We start from the raw sequence: 20,799 nt of genomic DNA on the forward strand, positions 1-20,799 counted from the left end.
AATGAATTCTGATTTTTTGTTTCTAACTAAAGAAACAAACTGTACATATTGCTATGAACACTCATTGTTACATTGATTTAAATTTTTGACTGCCAACCCGAAGGTTAAGCAGTTTCGATTAACTCAACACCTGTGAGTGTCCACACAGATTTCTTGTTTTATCTTGTTAAAGAGCAACTCAATATTCGTAATAGAACTTGAGTACCACACTGAGCGCCGAACGCTTCCAGTTGGCTAGGGCTGCGTATTCTACGCATTTCCCGTTTCGCGTCAAGGAGTTTTTTACAACTTCTTGCTGCGCTTGAATTAAGTGCTTAAAAGCTACTCAATTCAACCTAACTCGTCAGCCTGCTTTCGCTGTCTGCCGTGTCAGTGGATGCGCATTATAGGCAGCAGAGAATTTTGTGCAACCCCTATTTTAAGGAAATTTGCAGTTAATTCTAATTATCTAATCTAGCCACAAGATACACACCACTTACCCCCAAAGTTATCCACAAAATAGCGCTTTATCTGTAATTTGGCCTAATTGATTGCCAGCGTACAGTATCAAGACAAAGGGATCATGAGCATGAATGCTATCAGATTTAAATGAGAATAACGGCTGCTCGAACCGGAATATCTCACCTCCACTTTTATATAGAGTCGTTAATGGGAGAATGACGGGGAACAACAGAAGAAGATGACACTCTGAGTGTATTTGGCGATAAAGATACTTTACCTATATATAGTAGTTGCCTCCCACCAACCCACCATAGAAAGTCGAAACGACGTAATCCGCAATAGAAAGAGGGTCTCTTTGATACTTATTCGTTAGTAGCTGACTACATTAGATATCAGCATGTAGTAGCAGTAATAAGTAGTTCAGAGACCATTCAACTCTATTCACCTTAATCCATTATCGAGTTGAGTGGATTAGCTCGCACTCCATAGCAGTTGTCCACAGTCTGTAAGATCATAGCCACCAAGTAGTGCCGCCATTTGCCTCGAGTGACCGCTCGCCAACATAGTAAAAAGTTGTTGAAGTTGACGACGGAAGTAAATACTTTGCGGCATAACGAAATCGAAAGACTCTTTAATCAGCGGCACGAAACTTAAACCACTTTCCAAAGCCACAGATTGACAACCAAAACCAATATCGGCATCCCCCCTAGCGATATAACCCGCCAACTCGCGTTCACTATAGGCAGTTAGCACGACATTAAGTTGATCTAAGCGAGCACCTTGCTTTAACAACCAATGCTCTAAGTGCTGTTGGCTACCTGCGCCCCCCTGACGACTCACCCAACGCCAAGGCAAGTTCACGACTTTATCTTCTTCTTGGCATCTGTGGTGCATATCGGCACGCATGATCAACCCTTGCTGACGGGAGTAACCATGCACCATGATCCATTGCTGATGATTGTTATAACCTTTAAGTAAAGCTGGGTGGCGAATATTTCTATCCTCCATGCTACCCCAGTGTAAGGTGCACACATCGGCATAACCTTTAGCAAGCAACTCTAACCCTAAGCGTGAACCTGTTGCGCTGTAGCTTATCAACTCACGGCTACCAACTTGCGCCATCAAACGCGCCACCAGCATAGATAATAGTGGATCGTCACTACCAGTGATCAATAAACGGTCGGTCAGCATGCCACTGTGGCAAGAATCCATTACCCAACGGTCGATTAACACTTTCGGAAATAGCCATTTACCGGTGATTTTAGTGGCGGGGAGAATTCTGTCATTAGCCATGGCGTAGACTTTTTTCTCATTAAGATCTAAATACTCGGCCACTTGCTTCGCGCTCATGTAGACCAATTCACTGGCAGACGTCATCTTGTTTCCTTGTCTTATTCTTCGTTACTGCATGTAAGTTTTAGCATTACTGTCTTGGCTAACTTGGGGCTAAGGAGCCGTATTGGCATCAAACTGCAGATTTTCACTACCGTGGTACACCAAAAAGTGACGACCTTTGGCGCGGGCAATAATAGTAATACCCAACTGCTGCGCTAGTGCTAAGCCCATCTGAGTCACGCCACTGCGTGATAGCAAAATAGGGATCCCCATTTTGGCGACTTTAATCACCATTTCCGAAGTTAAGCGGCCAGTGGTATAAAATATCTTATTATCGCCGCGATCCTGAGTCAGCCACATATCCCCAGCCAAAGTATCTACGGCATTATGACGGCCAACATCCTCGACGAAAGCCATAATTTTATCGTCTTCGCACAAGCCACAACCGTGTACAGCACCCGCATTTTTATAGGTTTCATTATATTCGTTGATATTTTTCAATAAGCTATAAAGGGTGCTTTGCTTAAGACTTGGCGTTGGTAAATTGATGCCGTCTAAATCTTGCATAAAACTGCCATAAACCGTGCCTTGACCACAGCCTGATGTCACCGTTTTTTCGGAGAGTTTCTCATCCAGATCGGCGGTTTGTTCACGGGTAACCACGGCTGCAGAACTCACATCCCAATCGACAATAACCGAGTCCAATAGACTGACATCCGAAATAAAGCCTTGGTTCTTAAGATAACCTAACGCCAGTGACTCAGGTTTCGCCCCTAGGGTCATAAGTGTCACTATTGGTCGCCAGTTCAAATACACGGTAAGCGGACGTTCGCAGGCGACAAATTTATCCAACACTTCCCCGGCTTCATTCACTGCTTTTACAGCAATGGTTAGCGGTACTTCCACTTGAGTTCTCACAAAAGAACACTGATGCTGAGTTTTTTGAGAAGGATTGGCTGCCGCTATTTCGCTATCTGTGCTCATGTTGTTATCAGGAATAGTGATATTTTCAGAGATCATAATGTTACCGCTTAACGAGTCATGGCCAGAGCATAGCAATATTTATACCTAGACATAAAAATTGGGGTTAAATGCGTGATCTGCCGCAATGCTGATTTTTCATTAGCCCTTTTATGTCCCAAACAAAATCCTGTACTGGACAAAATGTCCAATTTATAGGGTGTTTTTGATGATCTAGCTCAAACTAATCCACTATGTTTACTGGCACCAATATTGCAGTGACCTTTTATCGCAATTTGTTGGTAAAACCGAACCGTTCACTCTACGGTTTGTCCATCAACACGGCTGAGACGGAGAGACAATGCAACATACAACTAGTGTTTGGCCTATGTACGTTTCACTCAAGAAAGTAGAGAAGCAAGTTGGCCGCTGGACCTCAGTACAATGGGAAATTGATCACCTACTTCCCGCCACCCATCAAGCCCCAGACGATGCAACCTTAGTGCTACTCGAACTGCACAAAGACGAACGCGCCAGCTATCGCCTCAATCTCGATTTAGATAACGCCATGCTGTATTTAGTATGTGATGAAACGGCCGATGGCACTTGGATACCGGCGGCATTATCGGCGGATCAGAATGTCGCGGCGGGTTGTCTTGAGGGCAATACCCCTGTCCTCAACTTATTGATGCCAAAAGCTATCGCTTGTTGGATTGAAGCCTTTATCACCCAATATGGTGAAGTCGAAATTGCCGCTCATCGCCGTAAACATGTCGATGGCCGTAATAATCAAGGCCCAAGTCACGATCCATTGCGGAGGGACTAATGGCTGAATCCATACAAAAAACAGGCGGGCTACTGAGTCGCTGGAACCAACGGCGCGAACAAGTTGCAGCAGAGGAAGCGCGAGCTGACGGGGAAATCACACCTCAGGAGACCATCGTAGCCGAGCCCACTATGGCAGTTGAGCAGCTTCAACCCACAGAGTCAGCCATTGAACCTAATACTACAGAGCATGACGATCCTAATCGCATCCTCACTGCAGCGGATTTACCCAATCCCGACGAAATTGAAATAGGCGGCAGCTTTGCGAGTTTTATGGGTGCTAATGTTGACCCTGCGGCTAAATCAGCAGCGCTACGTGCATTGTGGAAACAACCGCATTTCAACGAGATAGATGGGCTTTTGGAATATGCACTCGATTACAGTAATCAACCGAAACTCAGTGCAGAAGTCTCAGCTGAATTGATGCAAAAAGTCTTCCGTTACATAGCCGAAGACAGCGAGACCTCGGATGAAGAATCAGCTGCTTTAGCCAAACAAACTGAAGAAAGCAATCCATCCGTGAGTCTTGATGTAAGCGAAACAACAACTCATGAGACTAATGAAGTCGAAATCGAATGGGCAGTTGAGCCGATAACGGACAATTTGGATGGGGAGACTGATGACCTACCCCAAAATGCACCAGAGCCCTTAGCTCAGGCACATACCCGAGTTGTTTAACGTCAGTTTAGCTAATTTTAATGTCCGTAACTTTGGTATGTGAATTGCTGTACTAAGTAAAAAGCTTAGATAAAAGCAGAAAAGGCAATGACTTACTTATTACCAGCCGCCTAAATCTGCCCAGATACAGTAAAACAAGAAACAGCCAAAGTACTGTTCAGGAACGCAATGTGAGCACTTATTTGATGACCAATCAAACCCAAGAAGCGTTAAAACAAGCGCGACAACAGGTATTAACGCAAACTCAGATGTTGCAGAATCTGATCCCGCCAACTGTCAGCTATACCACCGAAGGCAATGTTCTTATTATTGGCCCAGAAGATCTGGCTCGCCTCGCCGCGGACAAATTGTCCACTATGGCCCATCGGGTGATTTTAGCCAATGAAGCCATTACCAGCCAAGATGAAGCGCACCTAGAACGTGTTATGGCGGCGGCAACTGATGTCGAAAGCTATTACAACAAACTCATTGGCGTAAAAGGCTTTTTAGGCCAATTTCAAGTCAGTGTTGAACATCAAGATGGGGCTACCGAACTCAGTTTAGTGTCAATCCGTAAACCCCATTTCGATATCGTGCTCGATTTGAGCAGCGCAGCTTGTTTGAACTTAGAAATGCTGCCACCCGGCTATTTTCACGTAGGCCAAGACGCTGAAAAACTCGAAGATGCCCTTGCGCAAATTCCCGATCTCATCGGCCAATTCGATAAACCGCGCTACGTCAAAATTAACCCAGATATTTGTGCCCACGACCGCAATGGCATCAATGGCTGTAATCGTTGCCTCAACTTCTGCCCAGCAGATGCGATCAGCAGTGTCGCAAAGAAAATTGAAATCGATCCATATCTTTGCCACGGCGCAGGCAGTTGTACCAGCGCTTGCCCAACGGGTGCTATCAGTTACGATTTACCAACGCCGCAAGCTTTGCATTCATACCTGAACAAAGTCGTTAGCCGTTTCCGCGAGCAAGCACAAACCGCACCAGTGATCTTGTTCCACGATAATGCCGTCGGCGCCAACTTTATTAGCGACGATTTAGCAGGCGACATCCTCCCCGTTGCCCTCGAAGAAATTACCGTTGCTAGCGTAGATCATTGGTTGTCAGTTCTCGCTTGGGGCGCGCGCCAAGTGCTGATCCTCAACACCGATGCAACAGCGCCAACCCTAACGCAAATGCTTAAAGGCGAACTGTCGTTAGCCAATAGCATTTTAGATGAAATGGGCCAGCCACAACGCATTAGCCTCATCGACCCGAGCATGCTTGCCGATTTAGATTCGATGCTCGATATCAGCTTAGATTGGCCCGTGATCGTGCCCGCTGCATTTGCCTCGACCACTAAACGCAACACGCTATTTGAAGCGATAGATCACCTCAATAGCCAAGCGGGTGAAATCGATACTTGCCTTAGCCTCAACAATATTCCCTTTGGCAAAGTCAGTGTGAATGTAGAAAAGTGCACTATGTGTATGTCCTGCGTGGCAATTTGTCCCACGATGGCATTACAAGATGGTGGCGACAAACCTGCACTACACTTCATCGAACAAAACTGCGTGCAATGCGGTTTATGTGAGGCAGCGTGTCCTGAAAAAGTGATAAGCCTTACGCCACAAATTAACTTTGATAAAGCTGCCCGTCAGCAACAACACACCCTGAAAGAAGAAGCCCCCTTCGAATGTATTCGCTGCGGCTCTCCTTTTGCGACCCAATCTATGGTGCATCGGATGCTGGATATGGTCGGCGCGCACAGCGCATTTTCTGCCAATATTGAACGCTTGAAAATGTGTGGCGACTGCCGGGTAAAAGACATGTTTGAAGACATTCTTCAAGATCCTGAAAAGCAACTGCGATAAGAGATCCGCTATGACCGAATCAGTAAGACAAGTTTCAGAAAACGATCAGTTGAGAGCCGATATCTATCAACTGTTAGCCGCCCTATTGCGCCGTCAGCCAAGCCCTGAACTGCTACACTTTTTGGCCAATCTTGAAATTGATGCCAATGAAGACAACGAGATGACTAAAGCTTGGTTATCACTCCAACTCGCCGCACAGCAGTTCAACAGCGCACAACTAGAAGACGAGTATTTTGCCCTCTTCCTCGGTGTAGGTTGCGGTGAGATCCTGCCCTACGGCAGCTGGTTTATGACGGGCTCATTGATGGATAAACCACTGGCATTGCTACGCCAAGACTTAATGCAACTAGGGTTTGAACGCGAAGACAACGTCAAGGAACCCGAAGATCACGTTGCAGCCCTGTGTGAAGTGATGGGAACCCTGATTTTAGAAGCGCCAAGTTATCGCCAATTGGCTTTTTACCAACGCCATATCGGCAGCTGGATTGGCCGTTTTTGCGACAATTTAGCCAAAGCGCCAAGTGCGGCGTTTTACGCCACGGTTGCACAGCTAGCAAAAGCTTTTTTTGCAATGGAAGCCAGTGCTTTTGAGCAATTAAGCTTAGATATTCCAGTCAATTGCCCAGGCAGCGCAGACTTACAGCCAGCCACCAGCGATTTAGCAAAACCAGTAGAGTTAATGAACTAAGACTAAACTGAGTGATAGCGCGGCATGTGCGTGCTAAATGTAAATGTTAGAGATGAGTTCAAACTACGAAGGTGAGATTAATGTTCACCTTAGCAACAATAACGGAAGCTTAGGCTTCCACAATAACCGAGGTGGTAGCCGTTTGTACCACCTTATCCAGTAACACAAGGAGACACTATGAAGAAGCCAGCTTCCGACATGGGCCGTCGTCAATTGCTTAAAGCATTGGCACTCGGCAGTGCGGCAGGCGCAGTGGTCACTGTGAGTAGTCAAGCGTTAGCTTCGACAAAAACGGCAGCAACCACAGAGCCTAAAAGTGAGAACTACCGCGAAACCGACCATATTCGTAGCTATTATGCGTCGCTTTAAAACTAAAATAGAGGAGAGTGTGTGATGCGATTAACCCGCAAAACAGACCAGGTTGTCGAAGCTAAAGCGCCAGCACTGGGTCTCAATCGTCGTCAATTCTTAAAATCGGCAAGTCTTGCCACAGGAGGGATCGCTGCGGCGTCCATGCTGGGCACAGGCATGATGCGTAAAGCACAGGCCCAAGAAGATATTGGCCACAATGTTCCCACCGAAGTCAAACGTACCATCTGTTCTCACTGTGCCGTAGGTTGTGGTGTGTATGCAGAAGTACAAAATGGTGTATGGACGGGTCAAGAACCCGCATTCGATCACCCGTTCAACGCTGGCGGTCACTGCGCGAAAGGTGCTGCACTGCGTGAACATGGTCACGGCGAAAAACGCCTGAAATACCCCATGAAGTTAGAAGGCGGAAAATGGAAAAAGATCTCTTGGGATCAAGCGATTAATGAAGTCGGCGATAAAATGGCTTCAATTCGTCAAGAGTCAGGCCCAGATTCAGTCTACTTTATGGGTAGCGCTAAGTTCTCTAACGAACAAGCTTATTTATATCGCAAATTTGCGGCATTGTGGGGTACGAACAACGTCGACCATTCTGCCCGTATTTGTCACTCTACCACGGTAGCCGGTGTTGCTAACACTTGGGGCTACGGTGCGCAAACCAACTCAATCAACGATATTCGCAACTCTAAGTGCATCATGTTTATTGGGGCAAACCCCAGTGAAGCGCATCCTGTTGCCATGCAGCATATTTTGATTGGTAAAGAACGCGGTGCCAAAATCATCGTTGTTGATCCACGTTTCACCCGTACTGCAGCGAAATCTGACGAGTACGTGCATATCCGTCCTGGCACAGACATCCCCTTCATTTATGGCCTGTTATGGCACATATTTGAAAACGGCTGGGAAGATAAAGAGTTTATCAAACACCGTGTCTATGGCATGGATCGTATCCGCGAGGAAGTGAAGAAGTATACCCCTGAAGAAGTTGAGTTAGTTGCGGGTGTACCAAAGGCGCAGATGTACCGCGTCGCCAAAATGATGGCTGAAACCAAACCCGGCACCATTATTTGGTGTATGGGTGGAACTCAGCACCACGTGGGTAACTCGAACACTCGCTCCTACTGTCTTTTACAGTTAGCACTGGGCAACATGGGTGTACCTGGCGGCGGCACTAACATTTTCCGTGGCCATGATAACGTGCAAGGCGCAACCGACTTTGGTTTGTTATTTGATAACTTACCGGGTTACTACGGTTTAACGACTGGCGCTTGGGCCCATTGGAATAATGTGTGGGATCTCGACCCTAATTGGGTAGCGAGCCGTTTCGATCAAGGCGAATATCTAGGACAAAAACCGCAAACCTCTGCGGGTATTCCTTGTTCGCGATGGCACGATGGCGTGTTAGAAGATAAAACCAAGATAGCGCAAAAAGACAATATTCGTCTGGCGTTCTTCTGGGGACAATCGGTCAACACTGAAACCCGTGGCCGTGAAGTGCGTGAAGCCTTAAACAAAATGGACACCGTCGTCGTTGTCGATCCATTCCCAACCATGGCGGGTGTTATGCACCAACGTCAAGATGGGGTTTATTTACTTCCTGCGGCAACCCAGTTTGAAACCTACGGTTCAATCTCTGCGACTAACCGCTCAGTACAATGGCGTTCTAAGGTCATAGAACCCCTGTTCGAATCCCTGCCTGATCATGTGATCATGTACAAACTCGCCAAAAAAGTGGGTATAGATAAAGAGCTATTCAAGCATATTAAAGTCAATGGTGAAGAGCCTTTGATTGAAGATATCACCCGCGAATTTAACACAGGTATGTGGACTATCGGTTATACCGGACAAAGCCCAGAGCGTTTAAAAATGCACCAAGAAAACTGGGGTACTTTTGATGCTGACAGCTTAGAAGCCCCCGGTGGTCCTGCCAAAGGCGAAACCTACGGCTTACCTTGGCCTTGTTGGGGCACACCAGAGATGAAACATCCTGGTACCCAAATTCTGTATAACGAAGCCAAACATGTGAAAGACGGTGGCGGTAACTTCCGTGCTCGCTATGGTGTGGAACATGAAGGCAATAATATTCTTGCCGAAGGTACTTACTCTAAAGGCAGTGAGATCCAAGATGGCTATCCTGAATTTACCGCCGATATGCTTAAGCAATTAGGTTGGTGGGATGACCTGACCGAAAACGAGAAAAAACACGCCGAAGGCAAAAACTGGAAAACTGACATTTCCGGCGGTATCCAACGTGTTGCTATCAAGCACGGCTGTATCCCTTACGGTAACGCTAAAGCTCGTTGTATTGTATGGACATTCCCAGACGATATTCCACGCCACCGCGAACCACTTTACACGCCTCGTCGTGACTTAGTCGCTAAATACCCCACCTACGAAGATCGTATGGTTGCTCGTTTACCGACACTGTATAAGTCAATTCAAGACAAGGATTTTGCTAAAGACTTCCCATTGGCACTCACATCAGGCCGCCTAGTGGAATATGAAGGTGGTGGTGAAGAATCCCGTTCTAACCCTTGGTTAGCTGAACTACAACAAGAAATGTTCATCGAAATGAACCCTGCAGATGCAGCGGATCGCGGTATTCGCGACGGTGACAATGTTTTTGTTCATGGTCCAGAAGGCGCCAAAATCACGGTTAAGGCTATGGTGACACCGCGCGTTATTGCCGGTGAATGTTTTATGCCATACCACTTTGCTGGGGTGTTTGAAGGCGAAAGCCTAGCGAAAAACTATCCAGAAGGCACAGTGCCTTACGTGATAGGCGAATCTGCAAACACCATTTTAACTTATGGCTACGACGTTGTGACTCAGATGCAAGAAACTAAGTCCAGCCTATGCCAAATCAGCAAAGCCTAACCTACTTGATGAGGAGATAAGCCATTATGGCAGTCATGAAATTTCTGTGTGACACCAAGCGCTGCATCGAGTGTAACGGTTGCGTCACTGCATGTAAGAACGAAAACGACTCCGCTCTCGAGTGGGGAATTCAACGTCGCCGCGTGGTGACGATCAACGATGGTCTACCTGGCGAAGCCTCAATCTCAGTGGCATGTATGCACTGTACTGACGCTCCCTGCATGGCCGTATGTCCGGCAGATTGTTTCTACCGTACCGAAGACGGCATAGTGCTGCACAACAAAGATACTTGTATCGGTTGTGGTTATTGCTTCTATGCTTGTCCATTTGGTGCACCGCAATTCCCGAAAAAGACTGCCTTTGGTAGTCGTGGCAAGATGGACAAGTGTACTTTCTGTGCCGGTGGCCCAGAAGAAACCTTCTCCGAAGCTGAGCGTAAAAAATACGGTGCTAACCGTATTGCTGAGGGCAAGTTACCTATGTGTGCTGAGCTTTGTTCTACTAAAGCGCTGCTCGCAGGTGATGCGGAAGTGGTGTCAAACATTTACCGTCAACGTATGGCCTCTCGAGGCAATCCTAACGTGATTTGGGGTTACAACCCCAAGACAGGTGAGATTAACTAAGCAGAGCGAGGGTTAGGGAGAAATCCCTAACCTCTGGCAAGGAGTGAAAATGTTAAACAAACAGTTAAACAAATCACTGCGCAGTCTGTTTGCTCTGTTGGTGCTCGTCATGGGATTGGGATTAGGTTCAGTCATGAGCTCAAACCCAGTACACGCAAGTGATCAGCAATCGAGTCAACAACAGGCGAAAGCGCAAACCAGCGATGCCGATCTTTGGCGAGCGGTAAAAGCAGGCGATGCCGGCTATACCACTGCGAAAGGGATAGATACTGGGGTGTTGATTAACGTTGCCGGTAACCAAGGTAAAGAACTGAGAAATGAATACTTAACCCCCGTAATGGCGCTAGCCGTGGTAGGTGTGTTTGGTGCTTTCTTATTGTTTTATCTGGTGAATGGTCCATCAAAACTGAGTCATGGCTTTTCAGGCAAGATGGTTTCGCGCTGGTCCAAGGCGGATCTGTGGATCCATTGGATCATGGCGAGCAGCTGTCTGGCACTGATGTTTACCGGTCTAACCATAATGTTAGGTAAGCATGTCATACAGCCAATGTTAGGCCCCGACCTTTGGGCGCCATTGATCTATGGCAGCAAAACAATCCACGATTGGGCAGGTCCCATTTTTATCGCGGCTTGGGCTGTATGTGTGGTGAAATGGATGCCGTTACAAACCTTCAAGATGTATGATTTGAAATGGTTTTTAGTGGTAGGTGGTTATATCAACTTTGGCCCGTTCAAAGGTAAGCACCCTGACAGTGGTTTCGCTAACGCCGGTGAAAAAATGTGGTTCTGGACCCTGATGTTGTTTGGTTTATTCATCAGCGTATCTGGCATCATGTTGGTATTGCCAGGCTTGGATTTACCCCGCGAAGCCTCTATGGGCGCGCTGCTGATCCACTCTATCAGCGCCATTATCTTGATTGCCTTTACTATAGTGCATATTTGGATGGCGACCGTACTGAGCGAAGGCGGTATGGAGTGTATGAAGTCAGGCTATTGTGATGAAAACTGGGCAATCCAGCACCATAATCTCTGGTATGACGAAATCAAAGCCAACGGCAGCTTAAAGTATAAAGACTAAGTTAAACCGCAGCTTTTACATCCTCAAAACACCCCGCATCGCGGGGTGTTTTTTATTCGCACTGATACCCATCGCATTAATTCAAAAGCACAAAAAATTAACAACTGAAACAGCGAGATACAAAAATCCGCCAACGCCATCCTCCCCAGTAGTTCACTAAACTATGAGCGAGTTAACGCTTTAAGAGAACGGCCGCAGATTTCAGGGCTGCAAACTGTCCTAGATCAATTCCTACTCAACCCTTTCCTACTATATTGCCGTCACGCGCGATGATTGATGGTAAACAAGATGATTTCATTATCTTTTCCGCCGCTAATCTTCACTTTTTGATAACAAGATGAACCCCACAAAAAGCCGTGCGATCTCAAAAACTAAACCCTAATTTCAGGAGTCAGCATGAAGCAGCAACCCAGCGATTTATCTCGCCGATCTTTGCTCAAAGCGCTCACCGTCGGCAGCGTAGCGGGTGCCGCCATTGCCGCAACCGGCATGAGCGTGGCACAGGTCAGCGAGAGCAGCAAGGTAACCACTAAAGAGTCAAAGGGTTACCACGAAACTGCGCATATCAGCAGCTATTACGATAGCTTGCGCAGCTAATCTAGGAGAAGTCAGCGATGAAGTTAACTCGCAAGTCCAATGTTGCCACAGTGGCAGACAAACCGGCGTTAGGCATCAGCCGTCGTCAATTTATGAAGCACGCAGGTATCGCTACTGGTGGTATTGCCGCAGCATCTCTGATGGGCACAGGCATGATGCGTCGTGTCGAAGCCAAAGAAGTGCCGCATGATGCGCCAATCGAAATCAAACGTACTATTTGTAGTGCCTGCGCCGTCGGTTGTGGCCTGTATGCCGAAGTACAAAATGGTGTGTGGACGGGCCAAGAACCCGCATTCGACCATCCATTCAACGCTGGTGGTCACTGCGCGAAAGGTGCTGCACTGCGTGAGCATGGTCATGGTGAAAAACGCCTGAAATATCCAATGAAATTGGTTGATGGCAAGTGGAAAAAAATCTCTTGGGAAGATGCTATTAACGAAGTGGGCGACCAAATGCTCAACATTCGTAAAGAATCTGGCCCAGACTCAGTGTACTTCATGGGTAGCGCTAAGTTTTCTAACGAAGGTTGTTACATGTACCGCAAATTGGCGGCTATGTGGGGCACAAACAACGTCGACCATTCAGCTCGTATTTGTCACTCTACCACTGTAGCCGGTGTTGCTAACACTTGGGGCTACGGTGCGCAAACAAACTCTTTCAACGATATCCAGAATGCTCATGCCATCTTCCTGATCGGGGCAAACCCAGCAGAAGCGCATCCCGTTTCGATGCAACATATTCTGATCGCTAAAGAAAGAAACAACGCCAAAATCATCGTCGTTGACCCACGTTTCTCTCGCACTGCAGCGCATTCAGACTTGCATTGTGCAATTCGCCCAGGCACTGATATTCCGTTTATTTACGGTATGTTATGGCACATTTTTGAAAATGGTTGGGAAGATAAAACCTTTATCAAGCACCGCGTTTTCGAGATGGAAAGTATCCGTGCTGAAGTGAAGAAGTTCCCACCTAAAGAAGTCGAAAACATCACTGGCGTGAGCGAAGCCGAGGTTTATCAAGCGGCTAAATTAATGGCTGATAACCGTCCTGGCACTGTGATTTGGTGTATGGGTGGAACTCAACACCACGTGGGTAATGCCAACACTCGCGCTTATTGTATTCTGCAATTAGCACTGGGCAACATGGGCGTTTCAGGTGGCGGCACTAACATTTTCCGTGGCCACGATAACGTACAAGGCGCAACTGACTTAGGTTTGTTATTTGATAACTTACCCGGTTACTACGGTTTGACCTCTGCAGCATGGAGTCACTGGACCCATGTTTGGGATCTGGACATGGAATGGGTGAAAGGTCGTTTCGATCAAACAGCCTACCTTGGCAAAGATCCAATGACGACACCGGGTATCCCTTGTTCTCGTTGGCACGATGGTGTGTTAGAAGATAAGAGCAAGTTAGCGCAGAAAGATAATATCCGTATGGCGTTTTTCTGGGGACAATCGGTCAACACTGAAACCCGTCAGCGTGAAGTGCGTGATGCCTTAGACAAGATGGACACAGTCGTCGTTGTCGACCCATTCCCAACGATGGCAGGTGTTATGCACCGTCGTAAGAATGGCGTATATCTGCTGCCTGCGGCAACTCAGTTTGAGACTCACGGTTCAGTATCTAACTCAGGCCGTTCTATCCAGTGGCGTGAGCAAGTCATCGAGCCACTGTTCGAGTCTAAAACCGACATCGAAATCATGTACCGTTTAGCCCAAAAACTGGGTATTGCCGAGCAGTACACTAAACGCATCGCGATTGAAAATGGTTTACCTGTGATTGAAGAAATCACCCGTGAAATCAACCGCGGTATGTGGACTATCGGTATGACAGGTCAAAGCCCTGAGCGTATCAAGTTACACACCCAAAACTGGGGCACTTTCAGCAACAAGACGTTGGAAGCCGCAGGCGGCCCAGCTAAAGGCGAAACCTACGGTTTACCTTGGCCATGTTGGGGCACGCCAGAGGCTAAACACCCTGGCACTCAGATCCTCTATAACCAAGCCAAACACGTTAAAGACGGCGGTGGTAACTTCCGTGCCCGTTACGGTGTTGAATATAAGGGTCAAAGCATTTTAGCCGATGGCACTTATTCTAAAGGCGCTGAAATTCAAGACGGTTACCCAGAATTTACTGCCGATATGCTCAAACAATTGGGTTGGTGGGATGATCTGACGGCGGAAGAAAAAGCGGAAGCCGAAGGTAAAAACTGGAAAACAGATTTGTCAGGCGGCATAGTGCGCGTGGCAATCAAGCACGGTTGTATCCCCTTTGGTAATGCTAAAGCTCGTTGTATTGTATGGACTTTCCCTGACCAAGTCCCTGTACACCGTGAACCGTTATACACAGCACGTCGTGACTTAGTGGCAAAATACCCAACCTATGACGACATGCAAGTACACCGTCTCCCTACGCTGTATAAGTCTATCCAAGACAAAGACATGAGCGGCAAGTACCCGTTGGTACTGACATCGGGTCGTCTGGTTGAATACGAAGGTGGTGGTGAAGAATCTCGCTCCAACCCTTGGCTGGCTGAACTTCAACAGGAAATGTTCGTTGAGATAAGCCCTGCCGACGCTGCCGATCGCGGCATTCGTAACGGTGAAGACGTCTGGTTAGAAGGCGCCGAAGGTGGCCGTATTAAGGTGCAAGCCATGGTTACCCCAAGGGTAAAACCCGGCGTTACCTTTATGCCATACCACTTTGCGGGTGTGATGCACGGAGAAAGTTTAGCGCCTAATTATCCAGAGGGAACAGTGCCTTACGTTATTGGTGAATCTTGTAACACTGCGCTGACCTATGGTTATGACCCTGTGACACAAATGCAGGAAACCAAGGCATCACTCTGTCAGATTGTTAAAGCGTAAGTGCAGCTTAAGCTAGGAGAATTGCCATTATGGCTACAATGAAATTTTTGTGTGATACCAAGCGCTGCATCGAATGTAACGGTTGTGTCACTGCCTGTAAAAACGAAAACGACTCCGCTCTCGAGTGGGGGATCCAACGCCGCCGCGTAGTGACAATCAACGATGGTCAACGTGGTGAAGCCTCAATCTCTGTCGCCTGTATGCATTGCTCAGATGCACCTTGTATGGCGGTTTGCCCAGCAAACTGCTTCTACAGAACCGACGACGGCATAGTGCTACACGACAAAGATGCCTGTATTGGTTGCGGTTACTGCCTGTACGCCTGTCCATTTGGCGCACCTCAGTTCCCGAAAAAAGGTGCCTTTGGTAGCCGCGGTAAGATGGATAAATGTACCTTCTGTGCCGGTGGCCCAGAAGAAAACCACTCAGATGCAGAACGCCAAAAATACGGTTCAAACCGTATTGCCGAAGGCAAACTGCCTATGTGTGCAGAACTGTGTGCCACTAAAGCCCTGTTAGCGGGGGATGCCGAAGTGGTTTCAAGCATCTTCCGTGAGCGTGTGGCTTATCGTGGTGCTAAAAACGCGGCTTGGAATTAATTCAGGTCAACAGGATCTGTCCACAGACTTAGCTTAGCGCCTATCTAGGTGGGCGCGACTAAGTGAGAGAGGATGTATGATGAACAAATGGTTCAAACACATAGGTTTCGCCATAGCACTGTTATTTAGTGCTGTGTGTATAGCCAATGGTGGTGATGAACTGGCGAATCAAGTTCAACAGTCTGATGCCCAAATTTGGGCGCAACTGAAGGATGGTGCCACGGGATACACTACCTCCCAAAGTGAGTTTCATGCTCAGCCGATCAATACCTACGATTTACGGGTATTAGCGCTGCGTAGCGACTGGTTAGCGCCCGCCTTAATGGCAGCACTATTCGGTATGATCATTATCTTTGTCCTATTTATCAAGGTGAATGGCATCTCCAAGCTGCACCATGGTTTTTCAGGCAAGTTAGTGCATCGCTGGTCTAAGTTTGATGTTTCAATCCACTGGTTAGGCGCGATTCCATGCTTACTGTTGATTTTAACAGGCTTAACCTTGCTGGCGGGTCGCTTCTTCTTCCAACCTTGGTTGGGTGAAGGCATCTGGGAAGCAATCGTCTATGGCGCGAAGCAAATCCATGACGTGATGGCGATTCCCTTCATGATAGGTTGGGCATTGATGACCACCCTATGGGCGAAAAACCAGCTGCCAAAAATGTACGACGTAAAGTGGTTCATGGTAGTAGGCGGTTACATTAACTTTGGTCCGTTCAAAGGTAAGCACCCAGATGCAGGTTTTGCTAACGCGGGTGAGAAAATGTGGTTCTGGGCATTTGTCCTGTTTGGATTAATCATTTCAGCCTCGGGCATGTTATTACTCTTCCCTAACCTGTTCGAGCCAAGCCGTACATTAAGCTTGATCGCCCTGGTACTGCATTCAGTGAGCGCTATCGTGATCTGTGCTTTCTCTATCGTACACATCTTCATGGCAACTGTGATGTCAGAAGGTGGTATGGAATGTATGGTGTCAGGCTACTGTGATGAAAACTGGGCAAGCCAACATCACAACCTATGGTTTGATGAAATCAAAGCCAACGGCACGCTTAAATATAAAGAATAAGACTGAAATCTAGTTGTAGGTATTCAAAAAATACTTAGCCACTAGCAAACGTAGAGCCCCCGTCAATCACTACTGGCGGGGGCTTTTATTTCAGCATGAGTCATCGGCTTTAAGTATATGTCTGAATTACATTTTGAATCATTTGTAGCATTTGAGTACGAGATCACAAAGACCAATTTAAATGCTAAATCACTGTAAAAAAATTGCATGTATCATAGTTATTTAATAATAAAAACAATCATCTAGATAAAAGTTGAATTTAAACAACACAACATTTCGTAACTTAGCAACCAACCAGATGCAACACCAATAAAACAATTCAATTAAAAACAGTATCTTAGTAGACATTTCCATAAAATACTCTCTTGCTGGCTAGCTCACGCGCACGCTAAAATTACCTATAGCGTAATTAAATTACGCATTGCTGCTTTTTATCCTAGAAGGTCACCATGTTTAAAAATGCCAAAACCAGTACATTGACGGCATTGCCATCAGTGTTTACAAGTATCTTACTGATCATCATAGGTATTTCGTGCTATCGCAGTTTTAACGAACTCGGTGAGACCAGTAAAAGCCTAGTCGACAACACTCAGCTCGCAGAAACTTTCACTACAGTACGAGAATCCTTTTTTGAGTTGCGCTTAGCCACCTTAGTCCACAACGGTAAAGCTATCGCCGAACAACAACATAAGGTTGCACAACTCGTCTCTCAACTGACCAAATTTAATACCGACTTCATGGGCGCTGATGCTCAAGCTATTCACACTCTTTTACCACAAACAGAACATTATGTTCGTCTCTACCAAGAAGAACTGGCACTCGCTAAACAAACTGGAGCAGTACCTAAGCTAACCAATGAGCGTGCTGCGCTCGGGCCTAAGGTCAGTAATCAAATCAACCAATTAGTCGCGCTGATCACTCTGCGAAATCATGAGTTAGGCAAACAAGCTGAAGATAAAGTCACCTCAACAGAAAGTATCCTACTGGGATTGATCTTGTTCGCGATTGTAGCGTCACTCTTCAGCGCCCTCATTATGAGTAAACAACTCGTCCACATAATCAATGAGATAAAACGGGTAATGGAACGTCTTGCCCATGGCGACCTAACTCATAAAACAAATATTAAAGGACAAAATGAGCTCTGCTCACTCGCAGAAGATCTCGACAGTGTGATAGGTTATCTACGTGAAATTATGTCTGAAATTGCCCAAGCCTCGGATCATATGTCCGACCAAATAGGGCAATTGAATGTACAGTCAAATGCCAATAATCATGCACTGCAAATCCACGCCGTCGAAACCGACTAAGTCGTGACAGCCATGACTGAAATGAGCGCCACAGCCCATAATGTCGCGGGTGATGCTGCATCTGCAGCCCAGTTTACTCAACAAGCAAATGCGCAAGCGGATAAATCGAAGAAAGCCGTTGAACAAGCTGCCAACACTGTGATTGCCTTGGTCGCTAAAGTCGATGTCGCCGCTGATGCGATTAATGATATGAACGAAAATACCCGTCATATCGCCGCGATTTTGAATGTAATAGGTGAAATTGCCGATCAAACCAATCTGCTAGCGCTTAATGCAGCCATCGAAGCCGCCCGTGCAGGTGAACAAGGTCGAGGCTTTGCTGTTGTCGCCGATGAAGTTCGCTCACTGGCCGCACGCACTCAAGCAAGTACCGCAGAAATCAACCAGATGCTGGAACAACTTTATCTTGGTGCCAATGCCGCCGTAACCGCAATGGAGCAAACCAAACACAGTTGCCAACAAGCCGCCGATACCACCAATCTAGTGACGGAAAACCTTGATACCCTGACCACTTATGTGTTCGATATTAATGGGCTCAGTAATCAAATCGCCACCGCAGCAGAAGAGCAAAGTGCTGTGACCGAAGAGATAAACCGTAATCTGACCACCATTCGTGAAATGGTCGATGAACTGAATCAAAGCGGTAAAGCCACCCTCAATAGCGCAACCTCTTTGGCCGCGACGAAGGAACAACTCGTCGGTGTGGTCTCGCATTTTAAGCTTTAGGTTTAGGCTCCCTAAAAAAAGCTTTTAAATCTGCGGCCTAATAACAAAAATTATTGGGCTGTCAGATTTTTAGATGAGATATAAAGCGAAACACACACCTGCAATATAAATCGCAGCCAAGAAAACTAACCTATTATTAATACTATATTTTTATAAAAATTATTTACCAAAAAATGATTAAATTGATTCAGTGTCAACTGTACTAAAGCAATAATAAGAGCGTGAAGCCTATAGTTCAGGAATGAAGATACGTATTGCCCATCTCCCACAATATTGAATACCACTAAAAAACTTCGGACTCAGCTAATCAACGATTAGCTATCGTCGGCTTCCATGTAACGCCAACACCCGGCAGTGCTACCGCTGCAATTCATCCGCCTGTCCATAACACAGTGGTAAACCGCAAGGCTTGCTTGTAGCATAACAAGCCTCTACGTTAAACAACTTCACTAGCACTACCGCTTACAAGTACCCGCTTAACGACAAGGATGTTATGAAGATATTCACTATTGCGACTCTCCTATTACTGTTGACCGTAAGCTTTGCAGCAACTGCAGAAAAGTCCGCGCTGGAACAGCTATTTGAGCAACAACAATACGACGCTTTCTTGCAACAAGCACAGCAGCAAGCAGCAGAGAACAATGCTGAGGCGTTATTCTTACTGGGTAAAGCCTACCATCTCGGCCGTGGCGTCACGCAAGACAATGCCACCGCCAGCCAATACTATGAACAAGCCAGAGCCTTAGGTTCGGCCCATGCCAGCCATAATCTAGGCAGCATGGCGCTGGATAATGATCGAAAAACGCAGGCCATCCCCTTGTTAGAAGAAGCGCTGGCGCGGGGTCTTAAACTACCGACCTTATATAACCTAGGACGAGCACACAGTCCGGCAGATCCCAGCTCAAGGTTCTATCTAGCGAAAGCAATCACTGCGGCGCAGCAAGCGGGGAGTTACTTTGGGCAAGCCTTTGAACTCCAGCCCGATAACCTCTATCAGGATAATGTCTCACGCGAGTATCTGCGCGCGTACTTAATGGCGATGCAAAGTGTCGGCAGCGAAAGAGAAAGCCTCAACATCCCGCAGTTACGCCAGCAAGCCATAAAGTGGCTAGAATTGGGTATGGCAGCAGATGACGGTACGGCGTGGACAAACTACGGCGCTCTGCTGTTGAATGAAAATGACTACAGCGGTGCGAAAGCCGCATTTTTACAAGGTGCTAAGCGTCAAGTTGCCATCGCTAACTATCATTTAGGCAGCATGGAAGAGCACGGTTTGGGCGCAGAAGCCGATAAAGTGCAAGCACTGGCATACTACGAGAAAGCGGCATTAGCCGGCATGGAACAAGCTAAAACGCCCGCATATAATCTGCTTAAGGCACAACTGGAATATGAAGACGATCTCACTAAATTGGAACAGGGCATTGCCCGCTTTAATGCACTAAAACAGCAAGATCAGTATGTTCCCATCTCACTTGACTCAGTTATTCATCGCCTGACGTGGGGTAAGTTTCTGGCACAGCAGCGACAACAGATTATTTCGTTGCCAACAGCGGCCAAAACCCAATTAAGCTTGCAGGCCTGTGGTTTAGGCTACAACCAACTACATGGCAGCACATACAATATTGGAGAAAACTCTCACTGGCGTATGGCGGCGTATCTAACCTTAGCTGACAAAATCGCCTTACCACTAGAAGGCAGAGTCGATGAACATGGCTGCGCCAGTTTAACGATTACCATGACAGATCAGCTGTATCACTTGTTACAACAAGGTGCCGTATTCGGATTACGCATTCCCAACTACACACTGCCACTGGCATTAAGCCGGCAAGAAAATATCTTGCAGCTAACACTCATGCCTGTCGAGACCCCATTACCGGTTAATTAGTCACAGCATTTTAAGCCTGTGGCCTCGCTTG

17 protein-coding genes are annotated in these 20,799 nt (G+C 46.9%); 15 read left to right on the forward strand and 2 right to left on the reverse strand.

All coding sequences use genetic code 11. From position 1 onward, the window contains the following. Positions 1–912 precede the first annotated feature (912 nt). Positions 913–1,818 carry a helix-turn-helix transcriptional regulator gene (locus L5L94_RS07685; RefSeq protein ID WP_006083558.1) on the reverse strand — a complete coding sequence of 302 codons (906 nt, stop codon included), beginning with the start codon at positions 1,816–1,818 and terminating at the stop codon, positions 913–915. Between the two features lie 69 nt (positions 1,819–1,887). Beyond that, positions 1,888–2,760, reverse strand: a complete 873-nt coding sequence (locus L5L94_RS07690) for a formate dehydrogenase accessory sulfurtransferase FdhD (protein ID WP_113940335.1) — start codon at positions 2,758–2,760, stop codon at positions 1,888–1,890. Between the two features lie 337 nt (positions 2,761–3,097). Here L5L94_RS07690 and L5L94_RS07695 point away from each other — a divergent pair, with 337 nt between their 5' ends. From L5L94_RS07695 to L5L94_RS07765, 15 genes are all read left to right on the forward strand, one after another. Continuing rightward, the gene (locus L5L94_RS07695; protein ID WP_105250549.1) at positions 3,098–3,562 is read left to right on the forward strand and encodes a DUF3305 domain-containing protein; all 465 of its coding nucleotides are present in this window, start codon (positions 3,098–3,100) and stop codon (positions 3,560–3,562) included. Continuing rightward, positions 3,562–4,239 (forward strand): DUF3306 domain-containing protein, encoded by a 678-nt coding sequence (locus L5L94_RS07700; protein ID WP_263162295.1) that lies wholly within the window; start codon positions 3,562–3,564, stop codon positions 4,237–4,239. The genes L5L94_RS07695 and L5L94_RS07700 overlap by 1 nt, the downstream gene beginning before the upstream one ends. A 185-nt stretch (positions 4,240–4,424) precedes the next feature. Then, the gene (locus L5L94_RS07705) at positions 4,425–6,086 is read left to right on the forward strand and encodes a 4Fe-4S binding protein (protein WP_263162680.1); all 1,662 of its coding nucleotides are present in this window, start codon (positions 4,425–4,427) and stop codon (positions 6,084–6,086) included. Positions 6,087–6,096: 10 nt separating this feature from the next. Continuing rightward, positions 6,097–6,774 (forward strand): molecular chaperone, encoded by a 678-nt coding sequence (locus L5L94_RS07710; RefSeq protein WP_113940321.1) that lies wholly within the window; start codon positions 6,097–6,099, stop codon positions 6,772–6,774. Positions 6,775–6,951: 177 nt separating this feature from the next. Beyond that, positions 6,952–7,143, forward strand: a complete 192-nt coding sequence (locus tag L5L94_RS07715) for a twin-arginine translocation signal domain-containing protein (protein WP_113940320.1) — start codon at positions 6,952–6,954, stop codon at positions 7,141–7,143. A 24-nt stretch (positions 7,144–7,167) separates the two neighbouring features. Then, positions 7,168–10,020, forward strand: a complete 2,853-nt coding sequence (locus tag L5L94_RS07720) for a formate dehydrogenase subunit alpha (protein WP_113940319.1) — start codon at positions 7,168–7,170, stop codon at positions 10,018–10,020. A gap of 26 nt (positions 10,021–10,046) precedes the next feature. Next, the gene (gene fdh3B, locus L5L94_RS07725) at positions 10,047–10,643 is read left to right on the forward strand and encodes a formate dehydrogenase FDH3 subunit beta (RefSeq protein ID WP_006083566.1); all 597 of its coding nucleotides are present in this window, start codon (positions 10,047–10,049) and stop codon (positions 10,641–10,643) included. Between the two features lie 49 nt (positions 10,644–10,692). Beyond that, positions 10,693–11,721, forward strand: a complete 1,029-nt coding sequence (locus L5L94_RS07730; protein WP_113940318.1) for a formate dehydrogenase subunit gamma — start codon at positions 10,693–10,695, stop codon at positions 11,719–11,721. 396 nt (positions 11,722–12,117) lie between these two features. Continuing rightward, on the forward strand, positions 12,118–12,318 hold the full coding sequence (locus L5L94_RS07735) for a twin-arginine translocation signal domain-containing protein (RefSeq protein ID WP_105250556.1): 201 nt from the start codon (positions 12,118–12,120) through the stop codon (positions 12,316–12,318). A 17-nt stretch (positions 12,319–12,335) separates the two neighbouring features. After that, positions 12,336–15,188 (forward strand): molybdopterin-dependent oxidoreductase, encoded by a 2,853-nt coding sequence (locus L5L94_RS07740; RefSeq protein WP_263162299.1) that lies wholly within the window; start codon positions 12,336–12,338, stop codon positions 15,186–15,188. Positions 15,189–15,217: 29 nt separating this feature from the next. Further along, a complete protein-coding gene (gene fdh3B, locus L5L94_RS07745; RefSeq protein ID WP_105250558.1) occupies positions 15,218–15,787 on the forward strand; it encodes a formate dehydrogenase FDH3 subunit beta in 570 nt (189 codons plus the stop codon). A 79-nt stretch (positions 15,788–15,866) separates the two neighbouring features. Beyond that, the gene (locus L5L94_RS07750; RefSeq protein ID WP_263162682.1) at positions 15,867–16,850 is read left to right on the forward strand and encodes a formate dehydrogenase subunit gamma; all 984 of its coding nucleotides are present in this window, start codon (positions 15,867–15,869) and stop codon (positions 16,848–16,850) included. 449 nt (positions 16,851–17,299) lie between these two features. Continuing rightward, on the forward strand, positions 17,300–18,157 hold the full coding sequence (locus tag L5L94_RS07755; RefSeq protein ID WP_263162301.1) for a HAMP domain-containing protein: 858 nt from the start codon (positions 17,300–17,302) through the stop codon (positions 18,155–18,157). A gap of 12 nt (positions 18,158–18,169) precedes the next feature. Beyond that, on the forward strand, positions 18,170–18,883 hold the full coding sequence (locus L5L94_RS07760; protein ID WP_263162304.1) for a methyl-accepting chemotaxis protein: 714 nt from the start codon (positions 18,170–18,172) through the stop codon (positions 18,881–18,883). Between the two features lie 493 nt (positions 18,884–19,376). Beyond that, positions 19,377–20,768 (forward strand): tetratricopeptide repeat protein, encoded by a 1,392-nt coding sequence (locus L5L94_RS07765; RefSeq protein ID WP_263162308.1) that lies wholly within the window; start codon positions 19,377–19,379, stop codon positions 20,766–20,768. Positions 20,769–20,799: the final 31 nt, after the last annotated feature.

The organism is Shewanella sp. SM21 (genome assembly GCF_025654335.1).
In the GTDB taxonomy this organism is placed as follows: domain Bacteria; phylum Pseudomonadota; class Gammaproteobacteria; order Enterobacterales; family Shewanellaceae; genus Shewanella; species Shewanella oncorhynchi.